Source organism: Aliiglaciecola litoralis, assembly GCF_039523355.1.
Lineage (GTDB): Bacteria > Pseudomonadota > Gammaproteobacteria > Enterobacterales > Alteromonadaceae > Aliiglaciecola > Aliiglaciecola litoralis.
Genome location: NZ_BAAAFD010000010.1, coordinates 126398 through 146394, shown reverse-complemented (window position 1 = coordinate 146394; position 19997 = coordinate 126398). Strand labels below are relative to the sequence as shown.

Below are 19997 nucleotides of genomic sequence, written 5' to 3'. Positions count from 1 at the left end.
TTACGCTCGGTCGGGGTTGGGGAAAATAAGTTTGTGCAGCGTTTTTTCTCTAAACGGAGCCCATGAACCTTCTTTTTGAGCAAGGCGATTGGCGACTATCCAAAGTACTTGGGCATTGTGTCCCAATCCCATGTGACTGCCCTTAACCTCAATATTCTCCGACAGCTCGTGGCAATGTTCGTCGTTATTCTTACACGCTTTCCAATGTGCCACCCCGTCACTTCGAGAAAATATTGCTGTGCTTGGCACTTGTGGTGGTGGAATGATGCGGGTGATCGCCTCTGGCTCGCGCTTGGCTAAATCGCCATTGATCAGTTCGAACATTTTGGCCGCCATTGGAGCTGAGCCGTGTGGACCATTGAATGGACTCCCTAAAGATATCACTTGTCGTACACAATCTGGAATTGCCCTTGCCACTTCTCGGGCGAGTATGCCTCCTAAGCTCCAGCCAACTAAACTCACTTTTCGTTCGTGACGAACACACAGCTCAATGACGCGATTTAGCAATGCGTCACTGACGATATGCTGACCACCGGTGATATGGGTACCCAGATTTCTTCTTAAGCCCCAGCCATATGGCGTATAACCTTTCATTTTTAAAAAAGAGCGAATGGGCTTAGTGCTTAAGTCACTGGCAAGAAAACCAGGGATGACCATGACGGGATGTTTATCGCCTCTTGGAGCCTGCAACAGTAGCGGCATTAACATGCTGGTGGTGCCGAATTCAATGAGCGCTCGGCTCTCGCTGAGCATGTGCCTAATTTTCGGGCGGTTACGGGTGATATTGGCAAGATTAGTCGACATACAGATTATCCCGTTAGTCGCTTTTATCGTTTAAAAGCGCGTTAAATGCGGCCATAGCTTGAGTTTTCTCTTGTACCGCAGCTTCTAATTCGTTGGCGGAGTCCAACAAGTATTTTGTGAAGTTATCTAAATCGGGCATTAAATTCTTGGCACTGGTGGGGCTAATAGTGATGGTGCCGTTATAACTCAATACCGGTAGGATCAGGCCCATGCCGTCGAAGATAGGCGCGGTTCCCATATTCGCTAATAGTTTATGCCCTCCTAAGTATAAGGGCAGATTGGGACCGGGGACATTGGTAATCACAAGATTAAAGAAAGGCTTATGACGCTTGGCTAACGCAGCTCGTGAGTATAAGCGCGATGCCGCTCCGGCGAGCCCAAAAGGGATCAGCTCCGCAAAACCCATTAGGCTTTTTGCGTCTATCGCGTCTTGATAAAGTTTACCTACCAAGGTGTTAATATGGATTTTTTCGAGGCGCTTGATCGGATCTTCAATGTCAGTAGCAAGCTGAATGTACATAGCTGACACTTGATTACCCATAGCGTTCTTTTCTTCTGCAGAACGAGTAGAAACAGGTACCATGGCGACCAGCGGTTTATCTGGCAATTGGTCTTTTTCCAAAAGATAGCGGCGCAACGCACCGGCACAAATGGCTAACACTACATCATTGAGTGTTGCGCCTGCGACTATGTAACGTAATGACTTCACTCGTTGTAAATCAAGCAGTGCTGAATTCCATTTGCGCTCTTGTTCAACAATGTCATTAAAGGGGGTTCTTGGCGCGCTAAAGGGCAGGGTTGGCATTTTAATTCCGTGCACCTGCGACAGATAGCCTGCTTTAAACGTAGCCTTGCTTGATTCCCACAGTAGTCCGGGCAATTTGCCTGGTTTGGTGGCGAGGTTGTATGCGCTTCTCGCCATTAAACCCAAAGCACCGGGCACGTCGTCTCGAACCTTAGGTGTTGGCGGTGGGACAGGCCGTGGTGTAGGCGAAATATCAAACAACATTGCCATCAGGTCAGCACCTGACTTGCCGTCAAATCCGGCGTGATGTACTTTGCTGATCAATGCGACTGAACCTTTAGGTACTTGTGATACGTTGTCTAATCCTTCAACAAAAATAAATTCCCATAGGGGACGATTGCGATCCATTACATTGGAAAAGTGTTGCGAGGCAAGGTATCTCAGTTCTTTCCATGAACCTGGAGCAGGTAAAGATGTGCGTCTGACATGTTGCTTTAGGTCGAAATTCGGATCTTCAACCCAATATGGCTTGTCTATGCTCATGGGCACATTGACCAGTTTCTGCGTCAGTTTATCAACCAGGTGAACTCGTTTTTCAATAAAACTAAAAAAGTCATCGAACTGCATTGACCCTTCTAAAATAGCGACGCCACCGATATGCATGGGAATTTTTTCGGTTTCTAAATATAAAAAGGATGCATCTAAACCAGAGAGCTCTTCCATCAGTCAAGCCTGTAAACAAGTTATTAGTAACCACGTTACTGATTAGCCGTTAAATATCAACTTATATTTTGCTTTAACCCTGCGAACAATGGGGGGCGTTCGCTGATTATTGGACTGCTGGTTTTAGCTTGGCGAGCTTAACCTATCTGAGCTTAGGTTAATTAAGTATCTGAGTTGTTATCCTACAGTACAAAAAAATACCACAATTCTATGGCAGCATGGCTATAATGAGCGCAGACTCCATAAAAGGTACTGAAAAAAATAGTTATGCAAGCAATTGATTACGCCAATAAAGCTACCGCCTCCTTTGTTTTACCTGATATTTGCCTGCGTATAAGGCAGATGCTCGATGATCACAATTCTGACGTCGATGACATCGCGAGGATAGTGAGTATGGATCCTTCACTCGCTTCAAAACTATTAAAACTCGCCAATAGCCCCTTATTTAGATTTCGCTCACAAGTCGATAGCATTTCCAAAGCTGTTAGTGTGCTAGGTGGAGAAGCCCTATATAACCTCGTGATGGCTGAAACCGCCAAAGATGCGTTCGCTCACTTTAGCGACGAAAACATAGACTTGAAGCGCTTTTGGGAGCAAAGCCTTTACACCGGTCTCATTGCCAAACACTTAGCTAAATTGTCTCGCGTCAGAGGCAGCGATCGCTTTTTCTTGCTGGGCTTATTACACAATCTGGCGGAACTGGTAGTGACCAAAGAGTCACCGGATAAAGCCAAACAGTGTATTCCTGAAAATGAACGGACAATGCCTTGGGTATTACAAAAAAAGGTACTGGGGTTCACCTATGCCCAGTGCAGCTCTAATATCTTGCAACTGTGGAATTTACCCACTCAGATTGCAATGCCATTAGTGCACGTGTATGACGAGGAGCGCTCGTTAGAGAACAAAGAAATTGCGATTATGTTTATTTCCACCTGCCTAGGGTACGCGCTAGCAACCAAATTCAAAGGGGATCCAATTTCCTTAACCAACCCAATCGTGCTGAAAAGTGCCGATATCGAAGTTGAAATAGTCCAAGACGCGATTAATTTCAGTCGCCAGGAAATTAACAAAATGCTATCTATTTTTAATCCAGGTTTAGCGTCTTAACATTGCACAGGCAGACGCACTTAAAGAGTCTTGAGTTTGCCTAAAACCTCGATTTAGCGAAACCAGAATAGAACCTTCAGTCGCCAAAAAAAGACATTCAACTAGCAAAATGTGATTTTACCTAGAGTAAAATCATATTTGATTGATTTTACTTCCATTTTGCTCTGCAAAATGAAGACAAACTTCGATACAATAGCGCAAATTTCGAAAAATCACTGACCGTCCTGCATTGTTATGAAGTTAATTTGCGCCACACTTTTGTTTTTATTTTCCTTTCAAAGCGCTGCTCGGACAGATGTTATGGGGACTCTGTTTTTATCTAAGGCACCTTTTCACGGCGACGTAGATGGCAATGAAGAGCATGCGGACAGTTTCCAGTTTAATGGTGAGTTTGGTGTGATTTATGCCAATGGCAATACCTCTGGAACCACACTCACCGGTAAAATCAATGCCAAACAAGACTTAAAACAATGGCATAACCGTTACGCCGCCAGAGTGTTATATCAACAAAGTGAACAAGAGCTAGAGAATGAAACTCAGCTGACAGCAACTGCCCAGCGGGTACTTGTGTCAATGCAGTCTGATTATAAGCTAGCCAACCCTGCACATCGCCTGTTTATGTTCGGCGAGTACGATGACGACAGATTTAACGCCTATGAATACCAAGCTTCGATAGCCGTGGGCTGGACTGAAGAGTTATGGGCGGATGAACAAAGCGAGTTAACTTACAGCGTTGGACCGGGCTATGCACGTTCGATAGCCAAACCGGCTACAAATGCGCGCAGTCAAACCGGGCTCATTTTACGTGCAGCAATGGAATACGAAACTAAACTCAATGATTTTGCTACTTTCAGACAGTATGTCAGTGCCGAAACCGACGATGAGTTTTCCCGCTCAATTTCAGAAACCTCAGTGGATGCGAGGATCAACGGCTCGCTTAAAATGAAATTATCGTTCAATATGACGCACAATCGCTCGCCCCAAGTGATAGACGAAGAATTAGACACGCAAACTGCCGTCACTTTGGTATATCAATTTTTTTGATATTATACTGACCACGGCAGAGAGTGAAGGCTAAGCCCCCACTCCTTGCCACAACGATGTTTGTTATCAGATGTGATCGACAAATGAAACCATACCGTAAGTACCAACAAATTAACCAAAATGTTTATTTGACTACCAGCGAAAATAACAACAACAGCTGATAATTTTTAATTCTAATAATCAGGAAACGCTATGAAAAAAACGCTATTAAGCTCAGTTGTACTTTGCGCACTAAGCACAAATGTGTTCGCTAAAGAAACCCCTCCTTTCACCTTAGATGGTGAGTTCGGGTTAATTGTGACAACGGGCAACACAGAAACGACCTCTGTTAAAGGTAAGTTGTCGGCCCATCAAGAATTGGAAAAATGGAGCAACGACTTCATTTTCGACGCTATTTATCAAAAGAACCAAGTCACTGAAAACGACGCAGAAGTAGAAAAGACCACCGCGCAAAAATGGTTGGTTTCAGGTCAGGGGAATTATAAGTTGGAGAATCCTGATCATCGCTTGTTTATTTATGGCTCCTATGTCGACGATAGATTTAACAGTTACCAATATCAATCGACTATCGCTGTTGGTTGGAACCAGAAATTGTGGGACGACGAAAGCAGCTCATTCGAATACAGTGTCGGTCCTGGTTATTCTTATGCAAAATTTAAGGATGGTAGGAAAGTAAATGGTCTTATTGTACGTGGTGCTTTGGACTATAAGTGGAAAATCTCTGACACTGCCACGTTCAAACAACTGTTAAGTACGGAGGTAGGTCAAGACAATACCAAGTCTATTTCAGAAACATCTTTATCGGCGAAATTGAACGACTCGTTATCGATGAAATTTGCCGTGCTCATGACTCACAACTCAGATGTGCAGGGTAACGATGAGAATCTAGATACCGTGACCTCCGCCACTATTGTGTATACTTTTTTCTAAACACATAAGGCGAAGTCCCTTCTAAAAAAAGCTGGTCGATTGACCAGCTTTTTTGTTTCATGCCGCTAACTGCGCTTACCAGCCTAGTGTAATATTCGGGTTTTAATCGTCCCGTCGATAAGAGCAAGTTGCTGAAAGGCTTGATCTGCGTCGTCAGTCTCAACGTCAATTACTACATAACCGATATTTTCGAGTGTCTGCAAATATTGCGCGGCAATGTTAATGTTATGAGCCGCGAATGCTTGGTTGATTTGAGTTAGTACACCTGGTGCATTGACGTGAATATGCAGTAAACGTGAACGGTCTGTGTGCTCGGGTAGTGAAACTTCAGGAAAGTTCACTGCGGAGAGTGTTGAGCCGTTGTCACTGTACTTAGCCAGTTTTCCAGCCACTTCTATACCGATATTTTGTTGTGCTTCTTGGGTGCTACCACCCACATGAGGCGTCAGGATCACATTATCAAATTGACGCAATGGCGATACAAACTCTTCGTTGTTGGACTTTGGCTCTACCGGGAATACATCGATCGCTGCCCCGTTTAATTTACCGCTTTTAATTGCGTTAGTTAGGGCTTCAATATCAATTACCGTGCCTCTAGCCGCATTCATTATGATCGCGCCATCCTTCATCATGTCTAATTGCTTTGCGCCTATCATATTCTGTGTTTCAGGTGTTTCAGGTACATGCAAACTAACCACATCGGAGGTTTTAAGTAGCTGATTCAAGGTTTTCACTTGCGTTGAATTACCCAGTACTAACTTGTCTTCAATATCATAAAACTGCACTCGCATACCTAAATGCTCGGCTAGAATACTTAATTGCGTGCCGATGTGACCATAGCCAATAATACCTAAGGTCTTCCCTCTTGCCTCGTATGATCCTACCGCACTTTTTTCCCACTCGCCGCGGTGTGCTTTGGCATTTTTACTAGGAATTCCCCGTAGCAATAAGATAATCTGTCCAAGGGCTAATTCGGCAACAGAGCGCGTATTAGAGAAAGGAGCGTTGAACACGGGTATTCCGCGTTTTTGGGTGGCCTTCAAATCCACTTGGTTGGTACCGATACAAAAGCATCCAATTGCTACCAATTTCTGTGCGGCTTCCACTACCTTCGCGGTAATCTGGGTTCGTGAGCGGATCCCAATAAAGTGCACTTCTGAAATTTTCTTAATTAACTCTTCTTCACTCAATGATGTCTTGATGTATTCAATATTGTTATAGCCGTTGGCGACCAAGGTATCTACTGCGCTTTGGTGTAATCCCTCTAGTAACAATATCTTTATTTTATCTTTTGGCAACGACACTTTGCTCATGAATTCTTCCACGTTAGAGAGTTAATAAGAGTTAAAATTAAAGACATCTGGACGTCTAATTCCAATGAAAAATACCAGAAGTAGTTTCATTAAGAAAGCAACTTGTCGGATTAATTTGCGCTAAGTTATTTCTTTCACGCCGTCGTCTGTAGCGACAAGTACAATATCAGCGCCACGGTGTGCAAACAGGCCATTGGTGACCACGCCGACAATTTGATTTATTTTCCTTTCCATTTCTACTGGATTAAGGATCGTCAGGTTATGCACATCTAAAATAACGTTGCCATTGTCTGTTACGACACCTTGTCGGTATTCGGGATCACCGCCAAGTTTAACCAACTCCCTGGCAACATAAGAGCGCGCCATAGGAATAACTTCAACAGGCAAGGGGAATTTACCTAGCACCGGTACTTGCTTACTGTCGTCGATAATACACACGAACTGTTTGGCCACTGCGGCAACAATTTTTTCCCGTGTCAGCGCTGCGCCACCGCCCTTGATCATATGTTTGTGTTGGGTTATTTCATCAGCGCCATCAATATAAACATCAAAACTGCTTACCGAATTTAAATCAAACACTTCGATACCCATGGCTTTAAGTCGTTTGGTTGACTCATCTGAACTTGATACCGCACCTTGGATAGTGTTTTTGACGCTTTCTAGTGCTTCGATAAAGTAGTTTACCGTAGAGCCTGTGCCAACGCCGATAATGCTATCGGCGTGTACGAATTTCATCGCAGCTTGAGCGGCTGCTTTTTTCTTATCATTTTGGTTCATAACTAATTTCCGTCTCAACAAAGAAGAGAATAATCAGTATACCTTATAGCGCATTATTTATAACGGTTGATGGTGTAATGATTTTATCCACAGGAACATCCCAGCTCTGCGTTTCAATCCGTTGTGCTTGTTGGCAATCATGGGCCACTCCGCATAATAGTGGAAAGGGCCGGGTCGACGGGCTATTTTTGGCCAGTTTTTGACTTAATGTACGATCGTAGAATCCACCGCCCATGCCTAATCGATTACCGGCCAAGTCAAAGGCAACTAATGGCATTAACATTAATGACAGCGCGTCAAGGTCGATTGCACTTTGTGGGTCAAATACTGGCTCGAGGATTTGGTATTGATTGTTTTTCATTTTTGTCTCCTTGGTATAAGGAAGAAACAACAAATATCCCGCTTTATGCGGATTTAAAACCGGTAAATAGGTGTGAACTTTATTGTGCCAACACCAGTTAATTAAAGCCTGGCAAGAAATTTCGCCGTCTTGACTCAAATATACGGCAATGTGCCGTTGATTATCCAAGGTGCCGGAGGATAGCAATTGCTCAAGTAGTTTTGCTTCTGCCTGTTGTTGCTCGCTGTTGCTCAGTGAACGTCTAGCTTGCCTGTAGTAGCTACGTAACTGCTGTTTAGATTTTTCTGTCGAATTCACCAAGGTGCTTACTTTTTATTGGAATTAGGGCAATACTCATTTAAGGCCGCAATCAACTGCCCCATGACAATGGGTTTATGTAACACGCTACATATCCCCGAATCCACGATTTCCTTATTTGGCTGCACATAAACGTCAGCAGTTAATGCAACAATGGGCAGGTGGGGGATCTTGGCTGATATCTGCTTGCTGGCTTCCTTACCATCAATGCCAGGCAAGTGCAGATCCATAAACACCAAGTCATAGTCGCGCTGCTGCACTTGCTGTACTGCCTCTTCGCCGCTGCCTGCAATATCAATATCAAGGCCAAAGGATTGAAATATCGCGATGGCAACCTGTTGATTAATTTCATTATCTTCAACCACCAATATCGCCGCGTCAGGATCAAAATCGCGAATAGAGGTTTTGCTTATTGTGCGGCGAATGGCTTTTTTGCTGTTCTTAACGGGAATACTGACCTTAACCAAAGTGCCCATTCCCAATGCACTGTTTAGTTTGATTGAGCCCCCCATCAACTCCACTAAACTCTTAGTGATCATCAATCCCAAGCCTGTTCCTTCCAATTTCTTATCGGTGTGCAGCTGTTCAAATTTGCCAAACAGTCGAGACTGTTCTTGTTCTGCAATTCCTACTCCTGAATCTTTCACTGCAAAGGTCAATAAGTCTTCACTGAGCACGACATTAATATTAACGGTTTGCTTGGGACTGGAGAATTTAACGGCATTGGATGCAAGATTCAGCAAAATCTGGCTCAATCGAGCTTCATCGATGAAAATATGGGTATATTCCTTGGCGGATACCTGAAAATCTAGAGTGACCTGGGCTGATTGAGCGATGGAGGTAATAAGTCCTTCTATTGAATCAAAGAATGAAGTGATCGACACATGGCTGGGATTTAATTCTATCTTGCCCGATTCAATTTTGCTCAAATCCAGTATTGAGTTGACTAAATCTAATAGTCGTTTTCCGCTAAAATCTAAATGCTGCAAGTAGGTTAAATGTTTCGCCGCTGGCGGATGTTGTTTGTCATTGAACATCAGTTGGCTGAGGCTAATAATGGCATTTAACGGAGTTCGTAACTCGTGACTCAAGCTGGATAAAAAGTCCGCTTTTCGCTCGTTGGCTAGCTCAAGTTGCCGGATCTTAAGTCTTAACTCTAACTGGGTAATAACTTCTCTGCCTAATATCTCCAAAGCGTTACGTTGATGTTCGTTTAAAGCATGCGGTTGGTCGCTAATGGCACACAAGGTACCAATGGCAAGGCCCTCTGGCGTGAGTAACGGCATGCCAGCGTAAAAGCGGATATTAGGGGCCTCAGTGACCAGTGGGTTATCTTTGAAGCGAATATCATTATGGGTGTCTCGCACTTCAAAAATTTGTTTTTGATGAATGGCATGCGCGCAAAACGCGATATCTCTTGTTGTCTGATCGGCATCTAAGCCTACTTTTGATTTAAACCACTGTCTATCGGGATCAATTAAACTGATGAGCGCAATGGGGGTATCACAGATATCCGAGGCTAACTGAGTTAAATCATCAAACACTTTCTCAGCTTCGGTATCAAGGATGTGATATTTGTAGAGTGCATCCAGCCTTTTCGATTCGTTGTCTGGAATGGGGGCAGAGATCATATTTTGCGGCTACTCAAGTATGTTTGGGTGACGCCCATCGCCGCCCAAACATAAATCTAGCATTAGAGTGCGTAGGTGTCCAAGTAGAGTTTACGTAAACGATCGTGATCCACTTTTGTGGCCACGTCTATTTGTGAAGCCTCAAGCCAAAATGGACTCATAGTTGTGCCAATTGGCGCTACGGATGTTTGCCCTCGATTCAAAGGGTCAGTCGAAACTCGTGCATGACCGCGTGTAAATTCAAACAAACTTGGGTCAATCAAGTATGCCAACGGCATTGCATCATGGAAGAAACACACTCGGTCTTCCCTATTTTGTGAGTAAAAGTCAGCATAAAATTGCGATGATTTATTGACAAAACCACCCAAAGTATCGTTTCGCTCTTGCAGACCATCAAGAAAGTCTGGTGTAAATGGCACATCGTTAGTGACATCAAGACCAAACATTTTCAGATCCCAATCTGCCGCAAAAACAATTTCTGCCGCGTGCGCGTCATTCCAAATATTGGCTTCAGCAACCGGAGTGACATTACCTCTTACAAAGGCCGCACCGCCCATAATGACTACCCCTTTAACCAGTTTAGGTAAATCAGGTTCTAAACGCAGTGCTAGCGCCAGATTACCTAATGGACCAATCGCAACAAGGGTAATTTCGCCTGGCTGTTCGCGTGCCATATCGACAATAAACTGCGCCGAGCTTCGAGGGTCTAGTTCACGCTGAGAGGCTGGGAAGTTGATATTGCCAAAGCCATCGTCGCCGTGCACAAAATGCGCGTAGCCAGACTCAGGTCCAACCCACGGCATACCCACACCTTTTGTCACTGGGATATCTTGCTTGGCAAGTTCACACAAGGTAAGGGCATTTTGCGCCGACATGGTTACCGGCACGTTTCCAAATACCGTGGTCAATCCCAACACCTCAATGTGCGGAGATTGAAAAGCAAAGAAAATCGCCATTGCATCATCGATGCCTGGATCTGTATCGAGTATAATTTTATGCGTCATCTAAAAATCTCTTTGATTTGAATAGGGTTATTGATGATTCTGACTGAGAAAATGGTCTACTTCATCAGCATTTGGAATCGATTGAGCAGCACCACATCGCGTTACCGCTATCGCTGAGGCGGCGCAGGCTCTTGTCAGTGCATCACGTGCTTTTTGGCGCTTACTATAGGCAGATAAAAAGTAACCAATAAACGTATCACCGGCCGCAGTCGTGTCAACTGTTTCTACCACAAATGCAGGTACATCTACGGTTTCTTCGGCTAACAACATGCGAACGCCATGTTTACCTAGAGTAATGAGCACTTCCGCGTGAGGCCAATCTCGTCTGAAGTAGTTTTCGATCTCGTCAATGTCGGTGACACCTGCAATTTCTGACGCTTCAACTTCATTAACAATGAGCAGATCGATGCAATCGTGAGGTAATTGTTTCACTGACTCTGTCATAGGTGCGGGATTGAATGCCACTTTTAAGCCTTTCTCTTTGGCTTGTTTTAGTACTTCTTCGATGCCACTTGTTTCATTTTGAGTAAGCACCCAATCGGTGGCTGCTGCATCATCAAGGGCTCGCAAAATATCTTTATTATCAATCTCTCGATTGGCTCCGCCAAACAATACAATGGCATTTTCGCCATTTTGTGCAACCTGAATAATCGCGTGGCCAGTTGGTGTATCGCTGCATTGAACGAACTTACAATCCACTCCTTGTTTGATCATGGCTTGTTTAAAATGGGCATCATGTTCGTGGATTTTACCTACGTGCCTTACGTCAGATCCTGCCTTAGCGAGGGCAATAGATTGATTCGCCCCTTTACCACCAAGAAGTTGTTGATAGTGGTTAGAAGAAAGGGTTTCGCCAGGCTGAACAAAATGCTCAACCTGATAAACATGGTCAATATTGATTGAGCCAAAATTAATCACTGCCATAAGGGTTCCAGCTTAAATTAAAGAAAGATAACGAGCTTAAAAGCGATTTGTACCACAAGTCAGCTATAAAAAGAACCAAAAAAGTTGACCTTTTGGTCCACTTTGGTTGTCAACTTCAAATTTGCACGCCGCATCAACGATTATCCAGAATTAAGGTTAACTCGTTTTGTCAGACCGATTCCACCATTTACTGAATGTCGCAAATACGCCAGATGGTTCTATATAAGGCTTGGTGCTGGCATAAAATAAACGCACGGAAACCGTCGCGCCATGTCCCCATGGCCACCAAGACAGCATAATGTCGTGTTCGCCATTGCGATCTTTACTCATCAGCTGTTGATTTTTTTCAAGTGTATTAAAAAACCCCGCTCTATGACGAAAGGCCGGGGGCGCTTTTTTAATCGATTTTTTGTCCCATACATGGGGGAAATGTTTTTGCGCGACTAGATAAACTAAATTTTCATGGTCGACTGAGAACTCTGCCAAGTAGCAACTAAAGTGTTCGTCCCATTGCCACTGGATCTTATCACCAAGCTCTTCTATAAAAGGCGCGCAGGCGTCAGCAATCGCTTTTTCATACGTGTTTGAATTGTTCATGATATCTAATTTTATTATTGTTTTTGTTATTGACTAATTTGGATATAAAAAAAGGCAGTAAACACTGCCTTTTAATCAACATCATGAATTACTTTATACGATTTAAACGCAACATTCCAAGCAAAGTTAAACCGAATAAAGCTAATGTGCCTGGTTCTGGTACCGTGGTGGTACTGCCGGTATCGGTAGAAGTCAGGCGTAAATTGTCGACAGCGCCTGATCCAAAGATTTTAAATTTCACTTTATTCACGTTGGTGCTGGCGAAAGAGTCAAGGAAAATGCGGTTTATCGAGTTTTCACCGAACATGGCGCCATTGGGTCTATTAACAAAATCCGAAAACTTAAAGGATTGCACCTTAAGTGCATTGTCAAAAAGCATGACTTCCGATTTTTCCACTTCACCTGCACCTACGTTGGTTTGAAAGTCGATAAGGTCAAACCCTAATGCATCAATAGTAAAATCTAAGTTAAAGGTTACATAACCCGCTAGGCCATCACTCCTGCGCCCAGCTTGGTCATCTGGTTGGTCACACACGCCATCACCGCAGCCAGTGCCATTTTCTTGGATCACTAATGCGTTTCCAGCATTGAAGTTCCGTGAATTAAAATTACTGTTGCCCCAGCTAGGTCCGGTTAGATCGCTGTCGCGATTATTATTCTTATCTGGGCTTGCTGTGCCAGGAGCTGTGTTATACAGCACGCCATAATGATTACCTGAAGATTTGTTGTTGACGCTGACATTCACACCAAGCGCGGCATACTGACTATTTATAACCGTACCGTGTTGTAATGCTACAACGTTGCCGGCAATGGTATCTTCATCAAAGGTAATAACAGTCGTACCCGCATAACCCCATGAAGAAACGGTTACTAAAACTGCAGCCGAGAGGCATTTTTTCAAACTTAAAGTAGCCATAAGAGTTAGTCCTTAATTAACAACGATATTCAGACATAGCAATTACAGGCGATTTATAAGCCAAGTAAATAGAGTTATGTATAGCTAAGAGATAGTTTTTGTTGCGAAGACTCATCAACACAAGCAGTTAATTTACTACATAGTGTATAAATGAAGTTCTCCCAGAATGCCGCTGTTTAGTATGGGCCCGTGAACCGAAAGTTCAGGGCGGAGACATCATCACTGCCGCAGGCTTCTTGATACGAGCCAAGCTTGCACAAGAGCAGTGGAATCAGTTTCCAGGTTAAATAGCATCGGCCAGGGACAAATCTAAACTGGCGAACATCCCAGGAGAGATTTAATTTTACCATATAGCGGTAGAAATTAAATCGAAAACTCACAACAAACCATCTCACTTATCGTGGCGCTGGTTAATATGTAGTCAGTACTTTAGCACGAATGGCTTTTTCCTATTAGCCAAAAACAGCATTTAAGGTATGCAAATCAATACCTTCGTATGGCAAAGTTGTGGGTACTAAATCCTAGCTGAATCGATCTTTAGACACATATTGTTGCGCTTATGTCGCGTCAGGTATCGCAATATTGTTGATCTTGGGTAGGCCAAACGCTCTAGGCACAGCTATTTGACAGTGGTAGCATTGCAGCATATCTAGAGGAATATACTTTGAAGCAATCAGCCCCACATTATGAAGAACTCTCCACTTTATTGGAGCAACATTCAATTTTAACCGACGCGGCAGAAATACACGGTATTTTCTGTGGCATGTTGTCTGGTGGAATGCCACTTGAAAGTCAAGACTGGCTTGATCCACTGGCAGACTCGGTCAATCAAGGAAAGCCCATCCCTCAGCCGGTGGAAGTGCAGTTGACGGCAATGTATAACCAAACCTGCCAACAACTACTCGAAACTGATTTTACCTTAAGCTTGTGTTTACCTGATGAATCGGCACCCATAAATGAGCGTGGTAATGCGCTGATTAATTGGATCCAAGGATTCATGCTTGGCTTTGGATTTCATCAAGCCGATCTCACATCCTGCTCGCCTGATGTGAAAGAAGCGCTGGAAGACTTTTATGAAATTTCCAGAATGGACGAGTCTATGCCTGAAGATGAAGAAGCAGAAAAAGCGCTATTTGAAGTGGTTGAGTACGTGCGCGTTTCATGCATGTTATGTTTTAACGAACTAGGTCATTCCGCAGCGCAAACACAAACCACACCAAAGACGGTACATTAATGTTTTCGCAGTTTCTAAAACAATGTCAAGTAAGACGCCAGACGTTAACAGAGCATTTACTGCCTAATAGTATTTGTATTATTTCCGCTGCTCAGCTAGTGACGCGTAGTAACGATACCGAATACCCGTTTCGACAAAACAGTGACTTTCATTATCTGACTGGCTTTCCTGAGCCTGAAGCTGTGTTGATATTAAGTAATTCAACCCAGTTTGATAAAGCCTACGCCGCACTTTTTTGTCAACCCAAAGATGCGCTAGCTGAGATATGGCAGGGCAGGCGAATTGGTCCAGACGTGGCGATGCAACAATTTGGCTTTGATCAGTGTCACGTTATCGATGACTTGGACGTTGGTTTGGTGAGTTATTTAGACGGCCACGACAACCTGTATTTTGCCCGCGGTGAAAATGCCGATATCGATCATCATATAGATGAAGCGCTTAATGTTTTACGTAATGCCCCTAAGCAATCCAAAATAGCACCGGCATGCCAAATAGACGTGCGCGAAATTCTGCACGAAATGCGTTTGTTTAAAAGTACAGACGAACTGGATTTAATCCGTGCGGCCGCTAGTATATCGTGCGAAGCACATAAGGCGGCGATGACCTATAGCAAAGCCGGGCGCAATGAATATCACTTGGCCGCGCAAATTCATCACAGTTTTGCCATGCAAAGTGCTAGAAACAGTGCTTATGAGACCATTGTTGGCAGTGGCACAAACGCCTGCATATTGCATTACACTGAAAATAACAGCGAACTTGTGGATGGCGACCTAGTACTGATTGATGCGGGTGCCGAGTATCACGGTTATGCGGCCGATATTACCCGTACCTTTCCTGTTAACGGTCGTTTCAGTGACGCTCAGGCACAACTTTATGAACTGGTTTTAGCCTCGCAAACCCAAGCACTAGCACATTTCAAACCCGGTGGTAATTTCGCGGCGGCCAATGCCACTGCAATTGAAGTGCTCACCGCTGGACTAATTCGTTTGGGTTTGTTAAGCGGTGATGTTCAAACAAACATAGATGAGCAGCAACATCGGCAGTTTTTCATGCACGGTTTGGGACATTGGTTAGGTTTGGATGTCCATGATGTGGGTAAATATAAAATGAATGGTCAAGACCGCCCTTTTGAGCCCGGTATGGTGATGACTATTGAGCCGGGTTTGTATATTTCTAGCGAAGCCGATGTCGACCCTAAATGGCGAGGCATTGGTATCCGCATTGAAGACAATATACTCATTACTGAGCAAGGGCACGAGGTGTTGACCCAAGGTGTGCCTAAAACAATAGCGCAGATTGAATCACTGATGGCAGGATAATGAGTCAAAAAGCGCCGACTGAATTTGACCTACTGATTGCAGGTGGAGGAGCCACCGGCTTGGCGTTGGTTGCCATGTTACTCAAGCATACTGAACTTCGCATTGGGTTAATTGAAGCCGCCGCGCCGCCGGATACTAACCATCGCCAATCCGATTTTCTCGAATTGCGCAGTATCGCGTTATCAGCCCAATCTTGTGAGATCCTTGGCGAGTTAGGTTTGGACTCCTTGGCTGAAATAGCTTGTCCAATCACAACTATTCACGTTTCTGATCAGGGGCATTTAGGGCAATGCACGTTGCGTGCTGAAGATTATCATATGGCCGTATTGGGGCAGGTCGTTGAACTTCCTGCGCTGGTGGCGCAACTGCACCAGCAAATTCAAGACGCTGGTAACCGGCTTCACGTGTTTTACCAAAGTGAAATTACCGACCTTACTCGTACCCAAACTGATGTCACTGTTATCTTATCGGGAGGCGAATGTTTATCCGCTCAATTATTGGTAGTGGCTGAAGGTGGGCAATCAAAAACCCGCGAAAAACTGGGGATTGAGGCAGAAGTTGAAGATTATCAACAAACCGCACTGGTCGCTAATGTTGAGCTTGCAACAGATCATCAAAACTGGGCGTTTGAACGTTTTACCGCCCAAGGTCCGTTAGCTTTGTTACCGCTTAAGCCTTTGTCGCAGGCAAATAATAAGCATCGCGGTGCGCTTGTTTGGACCTTGAGTCATCCTCGGTATCAGCAGCTAATTGCAATGAATGACCATGAATTTATCGCAGATCTACAGCGCGAGTTTGGTTTTCGATTAGGTGAGATAAAAAATGTTGGCAGACGCAGCGGGTTTCCGTTGACGCTTCGCTACGCTGAGCAACACATTCATCATCGCGCAGTATTGATCGGTAATGCTTGTCAAAGTTTGCATCCTATTGCTGGGCAAGGGCTGAATTTAGCGCTCAGAGACGTCAAGCAATTAGCTGACCTGTTGATTGCGCATCGGCAAGAAGATATTGGTCAATATTCACTTTTGCATCGTTACCAACGCCAGCGCAAACAGGATCAACAACGCTTAACGTTCGCCACAGACACTTTAGTGCGTACCTTTTCAAATTCCTATCTTCCTTTCGTTATTGGGCGAAATTTGGCGCTTACTGCACTGGACAATATCCCAGCGTTAAAACAGTCCTTTGCCATCACAGCAATGGGATTCAAGGGCACAACAGGAGAGCGCCATGCAAAACTATGATGTGGTCATTGTTGGAGCCGGTATTACTGGGTTAACCGCAGCGCTTGCCCTTAAAGATTCCGACTTAAGTGTTTTAGTGATTGATGCACAGGCCGCTGATGCTCCGGTAACAGATCAGCCTGAGCTACGAGTGAGTGCTATCAATTTAGCAAGCCAAACCATTTTTCAACGCCTTGGCATTTGGCAACATGTGGTTGAACAGCGTTTGCAGGACTATCAGTCTATGCAAGTGTGGGAACAAGACAGCTTTGCTCATATTGGCTTTTCTCATCAGGAAATTCAGCGCAGTCATTTAGGCTCAATTGTTGAAAATCAGGTTCTGCGCTTAGCTCTTCTTAAAGGTTTAGAAGGTATAAACAACATCGAGTTGGCAGAGCCTGCGCGCATTGAGAATCTGGTATTTGGCCAATCTGAAAGTTTTCTGACCTTATCGAATGGTAACAGCTTTACCGCAAAATTAGTGGTGGGGGCTGATGGTGCTAACTCCTACGTACGCCGGGTTGCCAATTTACCTTTTACATTTTGGGATTACGACCACATTGCACTGGTTGCCACCGTGCGTACCGAACTTGCCCATGATAATTGTGCCAGACAAGTATTCACCGCTGATGGGCCCTTGGCATTTTTGCCGTTATTTGAGCCCAATTTATGTTCCATAGTGTGGTCACAGCGCAATCAACAAGCAGAAACCTTGCTGGCATTGCCGGAGCGTGAATTTAATCAACGTCTACAAGTCACACTTGATAATAAGTTAGGCAAATGTGAGCTGCAAAGTCAGCGGGTTAGCTACCCACTTACAATGCGCTATTGTCGTCAATGGGTGAAAGATAGGGTGATGGTAATAGGTGATGCTGCGCACACTATCCATCCGTTAGCAGGTCAAGGTGCCAACCTCGGCATTGCCGATGCAGCCGCATTGGCGCAAACCTTAGGTGAGTTACAAGCCAACCGCAAAGACATCGGCTTAGCCAAGAACCTACGTAAGTTAGAACGCTGGCGCAAAGCTCAAGCGATGAAAATGATCGTCTCAATGGAAGGTTTCAAACGTCTGTTTGCCGGAAGTAATCCGGTCAAGAAGCTGATCCGCGATATAGGACTGTCTGCCGCCAATCAGGCTGGCCCCGTTAAACGCGATATGATCAAGCTGGCTGCTGGATTAGAGGGAGAGCTTCCAGAACTGGCTAAACAGGCATCCCAAATAAAAGGCCATAGTGATTAACTATGGCCTTTTATTATATTGTCATTGTGTTGAGTTTAGGCGAGTAATCTAGTCAAAGGCTTTAGCCGCATCAACCATCTTACTGACATCCTCAAGCATTTTTTTAGCATCATACACAATCCCGTCTTTGACCGTGTAAACCACACCGCCAGAACGAGTAGGTTGATTGTTATCATCCAATCGATAATGTCCAGTGCCGTATAACACTTTGAAGTTGCGCAGCGGATTTTCCCCCACGATCACCAAATCCGCTTTTTTACCTATGGTAATCGAACCAATTTGATCTTCCATACCCAAGGCTTGTGCTCCGTTTAGCGTAGCAGATTGAATCACCTCCCACGGGTTGAAGCCCGCTTCACGCAATAACTCCAGTTCTTGAATGAAGCCAAAACCGTATATTTTATAGATATAGCCAGCATCCGAGCCTGTGGTCACGCGGCCACCGTGATTTTTAAAGTCGTTTAAGAATGTCATCCATAAATCGAAGTTTCGCTTCCAAGCAATTTCGTTATCTGTGGTCCAATCAAACCAGTACGAGCCATGGGCATAACGACTTGGAGTGAAGAAATCCCAAAGGGTAGGGAGGGTGTATTTGTCATGCCAATCGGCATTGCGCTCGCGCATTAAATCTCGGCTTGCCTGATAGATTGTCATGGTTGGATTGATCGTGAAATCCAAGGCAATAAGCTCATCTCTCACCGCTTGCCATTTTTCACTACCGGGCTTGGCTGCTTGCTCCCACAGTTTGCCTGCTTCGGCAAAGCGATGTTGCTCGTCATTGTAGTTGTAATCAGCAGGGTAGTTCTGGATGACACTGTCGGTGAACAACGCTTCAGGTAGACCATACCAATGCTCCATGGTGGTCAGTCCTAAGCGGGCAGAGTCCAGTGCATTCATGCTCATCACGTTGAGCTGTGCGTGGTGCATCATGGTGCCAAGCCCTCGCTTTTGCGCTTCATCCAGCGCCGCTTGCATAATATCTGGAGTCGCGCCAAAAAATTTAACGCCTTTGGCGCCGCGTTTGGCCGCGTCCTTTATCCATTTGCGTGCTTGATCTGGGGTCGAGATCGGTTTATCACTGCCCATGCCAAAGCCCAGATAAGGGATAATGCGCGGGGCCACGATTTGATTCTTGTCACTGCGATTCACATGGTCCATCACCCAATCCAGCCCATTAAAACTGCCAGGTTCGCGCACGGTGGTAATGCCATGAGCCATCCATAACTTGAACACGTACTCAGCCGGAATGTTATCGGCAGAGCCGCCAATGTGTCCATGCATGTCAATAAAACCCGGCAGCACATACATACCGGTGAGATCCATTTCCTGATCCCCCGCACCGGCTTTAGGTCTGCCTTGCTCCAAAATGGGGACACCGGGATGACCGACGTTGACAATATTAGCGATACGGTCATTTTCGATGATGATATCCACAGGCCCACGAGTTGGTGCGCCTAAACCACTGACCATATTTACTCCGCGCAAAATCAAACGCTTATAAGGACCTTGGCCCTCATCAGCGCGTTTGTCAGGCGCAGAAACCCCCGGCTTGGCTGACACAGATAAGCTCAATGTAAGTATTAGACAGGCTAAAATTCGTAACATAAAGTGCATTTTTCGACCTTAATGATGACGTTAGAAACGAGATAGTCACTAGCCTACTGACAGTGCGCTAAGGAATCAAAGGAATTTGTAAAAGGGGAGGTGTCTCCCCTTTTGATTGGTTTTTGAACTTGTTAAGTAAATGGCAGGTAGGTGACGCGTCTGTCGTTGCTCAGCTGCAAATCGAGATTAACCAAAATTGGCAG

18 protein-coding genes and 1 other RNA gene are annotated in these 19997 nt (G+C 44.7%); 7 read left to right on the top strand and 12 right to left on the bottom strand.

Going from position 1 to position 19997, the window contains the following annotated elements; translation table 11 throughout:
• Together ABD036_RS15785 and ABD036_RS15780 are read right to left on the bottom strand one after the other, a co-directional pair.
• Window positions 1-804, bottom strand: coding sequence for a hypothetical protein (locus ABD036_RS15785; protein ID WP_343861637.1), 804 nt, complete (start codon window positions 802-804; stop codon window positions 1-3).
• Window positions 805-817: 13 nt separating this feature from the next.
• The gene (locus ABD036_RS15780) at window positions 818-2272 is read right to left on the bottom strand and encodes a WS/DGAT/MGAT family O-acyltransferase (protein ID WP_343861635.1); all 1455 of its coding nucleotides are present in this window, start codon (window positions 2270-2272) and stop codon (window positions 818-820) included.
• Window positions 2273-2539: 267 nt separating this feature from the next.
• Between ABD036_RS15780 and ABD036_RS15775 the strand changes: the two genes are divergently transcribed.
• The 3 genes from ABD036_RS15775 (at window position 2540) to ABD036_RS15765 (ending at window position 5353) form a co-directional block, all read left to right on the top strand.
• The gene (locus ABD036_RS15775) at window positions 2540-3379 is read left to right on the top strand and encodes an HDOD domain-containing protein (protein WP_343861633.1); all 840 of its coding nucleotides are present in this window, start codon (window positions 2540-2542) and stop codon (window positions 3377-3379) included.
• Window positions 3380-3679: 300 nt separating this feature from the next.
• Window positions 3680-4423, top strand: a complete 744-nt coding sequence (locus ABD036_RS15770; protein WP_343861631.1) for a DUF481 domain-containing protein — start codon at window positions 3680-3682, stop codon at window positions 4421-4423.
• Between the two features lie 192 nt (window positions 4424-4615).
• Window positions 4616-5353 (top strand): DUF481 domain-containing protein, encoded by a 738-nt coding sequence (locus ABD036_RS15765; protein ID WP_343861629.1) that lies wholly within the window; start codon window positions 4616-4618, stop codon window positions 5351-5353.
• Window positions 5354-5436: 83 nt separating this feature from the next.
• On the opposite strand, the gene serA is transcribed toward ABD036_RS15765, so the two are convergent.
• The 9 genes from serA to ssrS all read right to left on the bottom strand — a co-directional run bounded on the left by serA (window position 5437) and on the right by ssrS (window position 13509).
• A complete protein-coding gene (gene serA / locus ABD036_RS15760) occupies window positions 5437-6666 on the bottom strand; it encodes a phosphoglycerate dehydrogenase (protein WP_343861627.1) in 1230 nt (409 codons plus the stop codon).
• Window positions 6667-6786: 120 nt separating this feature from the next.
• Window positions 6787-7443: a ribose-5-phosphate isomerase RpiA gene (gene rpiA / locus ABD036_RS15755; RefSeq protein WP_343861625.1), complete on the bottom strand. Its 657-nt coding sequence runs from the start codon at window positions 7441-7443 to the stop codon at window positions 6787-6789.
• Window positions 7444-7486: 43 nt separating this feature from the next.
• Window positions 7487-8101, bottom strand: a complete 615-nt coding sequence (locus ABD036_RS15750) for a 5-formyltetrahydrofolate cyclo-ligase (RefSeq protein ID WP_343861623.1) — start codon at window positions 8099-8101, stop codon at window positions 7487-7489.
• Window positions 8102-8109: 8 nt separating this feature from the next.
• Window positions 8110-9732, bottom strand: a complete 1623-nt coding sequence (locus tag ABD036_RS15745) for a GAF domain-containing hybrid sensor histidine kinase/response regulator (RefSeq protein ID WP_343861621.1) — start codon at window positions 9730-9732, stop codon at window positions 8110-8112.
• 62 nt (window positions 9733-9794) lie between these two features.
• Window positions 9795-10736, bottom strand: a complete 942-nt coding sequence (locus ABD036_RS15740; protein WP_343861619.1) for a nucleoside hydrolase — start codon at window positions 10734-10736, stop codon at window positions 9795-9797.
• Between the two features lie 27 nt (window positions 10737-10763).
• On the bottom strand, window positions 10764-11660 hold the full coding sequence (locus ABD036_RS15735; protein ID WP_343861617.1) for a ribokinase: 897 nt from the start codon (window positions 11658-11660) through the stop codon (window positions 10764-10766).
• Window positions 11661-11816: 156 nt separating this feature from the next.
• Window positions 11817-12257, bottom strand: coding sequence for a hypothetical protein (locus tag ABD036_RS15730; protein ID WP_343861615.1), 441 nt, complete (start codon window positions 12255-12257; stop codon window positions 11817-11819).
• 88 nt (window positions 12258-12345) lie between these two features.
• Window positions 12346-13173: a PEP-CTERM sorting domain-containing protein gene (locus ABD036_RS15725; RefSeq protein ID WP_343861613.1), complete on the bottom strand. Its 828-nt coding sequence runs from the start codon at window positions 13171-13173 to the stop codon at window positions 12346-12348.
• A gap of 154 nt (window positions 13174-13327) precedes the next feature.
• Window positions 13328-13509: non-coding RNA, 6S RNA (ssrS, locus tag ABD036_RS15720), on the bottom strand.
• Window positions 13510-13837: 328 nt separating this feature from the next.
• On the opposite strand from ssrS, the gene ABD036_RS15715 reads away from it, so the two are divergent.
• From ABD036_RS15715 to ABD036_RS15700, 4 genes are read left to right on the top strand one after another with little or no spacing between them, the layout of a single operon-like run.
• Window positions 13838-14407: a UPF0149 family protein gene (locus tag ABD036_RS15715; protein ID WP_343861611.1), complete on the top strand. Its 570-nt coding sequence runs from the start codon at window positions 13838-13840 to the stop codon at window positions 14405-14407.
• Window positions 14407-15726 carry a Xaa-Pro aminopeptidase gene (gene pepP, locus ABD036_RS15710; protein ID WP_343861609.1) on the top strand — a complete coding sequence of 440 codons (1320 nt, stop codon included), beginning with the start codon at window positions 14407-14409 and terminating at the stop codon, window positions 15724-15726. Before ABD036_RS15715 ends, pepP begins: the two co-directional genes overlap by 1 nt.
• Window positions 15726-16970, top strand: a complete 1245-nt coding sequence (gene ubiH, locus ABD036_RS15705) for a 2-octaprenyl-6-methoxyphenyl hydroxylase (protein WP_343861607.1) — start codon at window positions 15726-15728, stop codon at window positions 16968-16970. The genes pepP and ubiH overlap by 1 nt, the downstream gene beginning before the upstream one ends.
• Window positions 16957-18189, top strand: a complete 1233-nt coding sequence (locus ABD036_RS15700) for an FAD-dependent oxidoreductase (RefSeq protein ID WP_343861605.1) — start codon at window positions 16957-16959, stop codon at window positions 18187-18189. Before ubiH ends, ABD036_RS15700 begins: the two co-directional genes overlap by 14 nt.
• 48 nt (window positions 18190-18237) lie before the next feature.
• On the opposite strand, the gene ABD036_RS15695 is transcribed toward ABD036_RS15700, so the two are convergent.
• Complete coding sequence (locus ABD036_RS15695; RefSeq protein ID WP_343861604.1) at window positions 18238-19803, bottom strand: amidohydrolase family protein; 1566 nt, start codon at window positions 19801-19803, stop codon at window positions 18238-18240.
• Window positions 19804-19997: the final 194 nt, after the last annotated feature.

Excerpts from the sequence above, each read along its gene's own strand:
- ABD036_RS15770 (WP_343861631.1), top strand. The coding sequence starts at position 3,680 with ATGGGGACTCTGTTTTTATCTAAGGCACCTTTTCACGGCGACGTAGAT.
- ubiH (WP_343861607.1), top strand. The coding sequence starts at position 15,726 with ATGAGTCAAAAAGCGCCGACTGAATTTGACCTACTGATTGCAGGTGGA.
- ABD036_RS15745 (WP_343861621.1), bottom strand. The coding sequence starts at position 9,732 with ATGATCTCTGCCCCCATTCCAGACAACGAATCGAAAAGGCTGGATGCA.
- ABD036_RS15730 (WP_343861615.1), bottom strand. The coding sequence starts at position 12,257 with ATGAACAATTCAAACACGTATGAAAAAGCGATTGCTGACGCCTGCGCG.
- pepP (WP_343861609.1), top strand. The coding sequence starts at position 14,407 with ATGTTTTCGCAGTTTCTAAAACAATGTCAAGTAAGACGCCAGACGTTA.
- ABD036_RS15775 (WP_343861633.1), top strand. The coding sequence starts at position 2,540 with ATGCAAGCAATTGATTACGCCAATAAAGCTACCGCCTCCTTTGTTTTA.
- ABD036_RS15735 (WP_343861617.1), bottom strand. The coding sequence starts at position 11,660 with ATGGCAGTGATTAATTTTGGCTCAATCAATATTGACCATGTTTATCAG.
- rpiA (WP_343861625.1), bottom strand. The coding sequence starts at position 7,443 with ATGAACCAAAATGATAAGAAAAAAGCAGCCGCTCAAGCTGCGATGAAA.
- serA (WP_343861627.1), bottom strand. The coding sequence starts at position 6,666 with ATGAGCAAAGTGTCGTTGCCAAAAGATAAAATAAAGATATTGTTACTA.
- ABD036_RS15700 (WP_343861605.1), top strand. The coding sequence starts at position 16,957 with ATGCAAAACTATGATGTGGTCATTGTTGGAGCCGGTATTACTGGGTTA.
- ABD036_RS15780 (WP_343861635.1), bottom strand. The coding sequence starts at position 2,272 with ATGGAAGAGCTCTCTGGTTTAGATGCATCCTTTTTATATTTAGAAACC.
- ABD036_RS15695 (WP_343861604.1), bottom strand. The coding sequence starts at position 19,803 with ATGCACTTTATGTTACGAATTTTAGCCTGTCTAATACTTACATTGAGC.
- ABD036_RS15785 (WP_343861637.1), bottom strand. The coding sequence starts at position 804 with ATGTCGACTAATCTTGCCAATATCACCCGTAACCGCCCGAAAATTAGG.
- ABD036_RS15725 (WP_343861613.1), bottom strand. The coding sequence starts at position 13,173 with ATGGCTACTTTAAGTTTGAAAAAATGCCTCTCGGCTGCAGTTTTAGTA.
- ABD036_RS15765 (WP_343861629.1), top strand. The coding sequence starts at position 4,616 with ATGAAAAAAACGCTATTAAGCTCAGTTGTACTTTGCGCACTAAGCACA.
- ABD036_RS15740 (WP_343861619.1), bottom strand. The coding sequence starts at position 10,736 with ATGACGCATAAAATTATACTCGATACAGATCCAGGCATCGATGATGCA.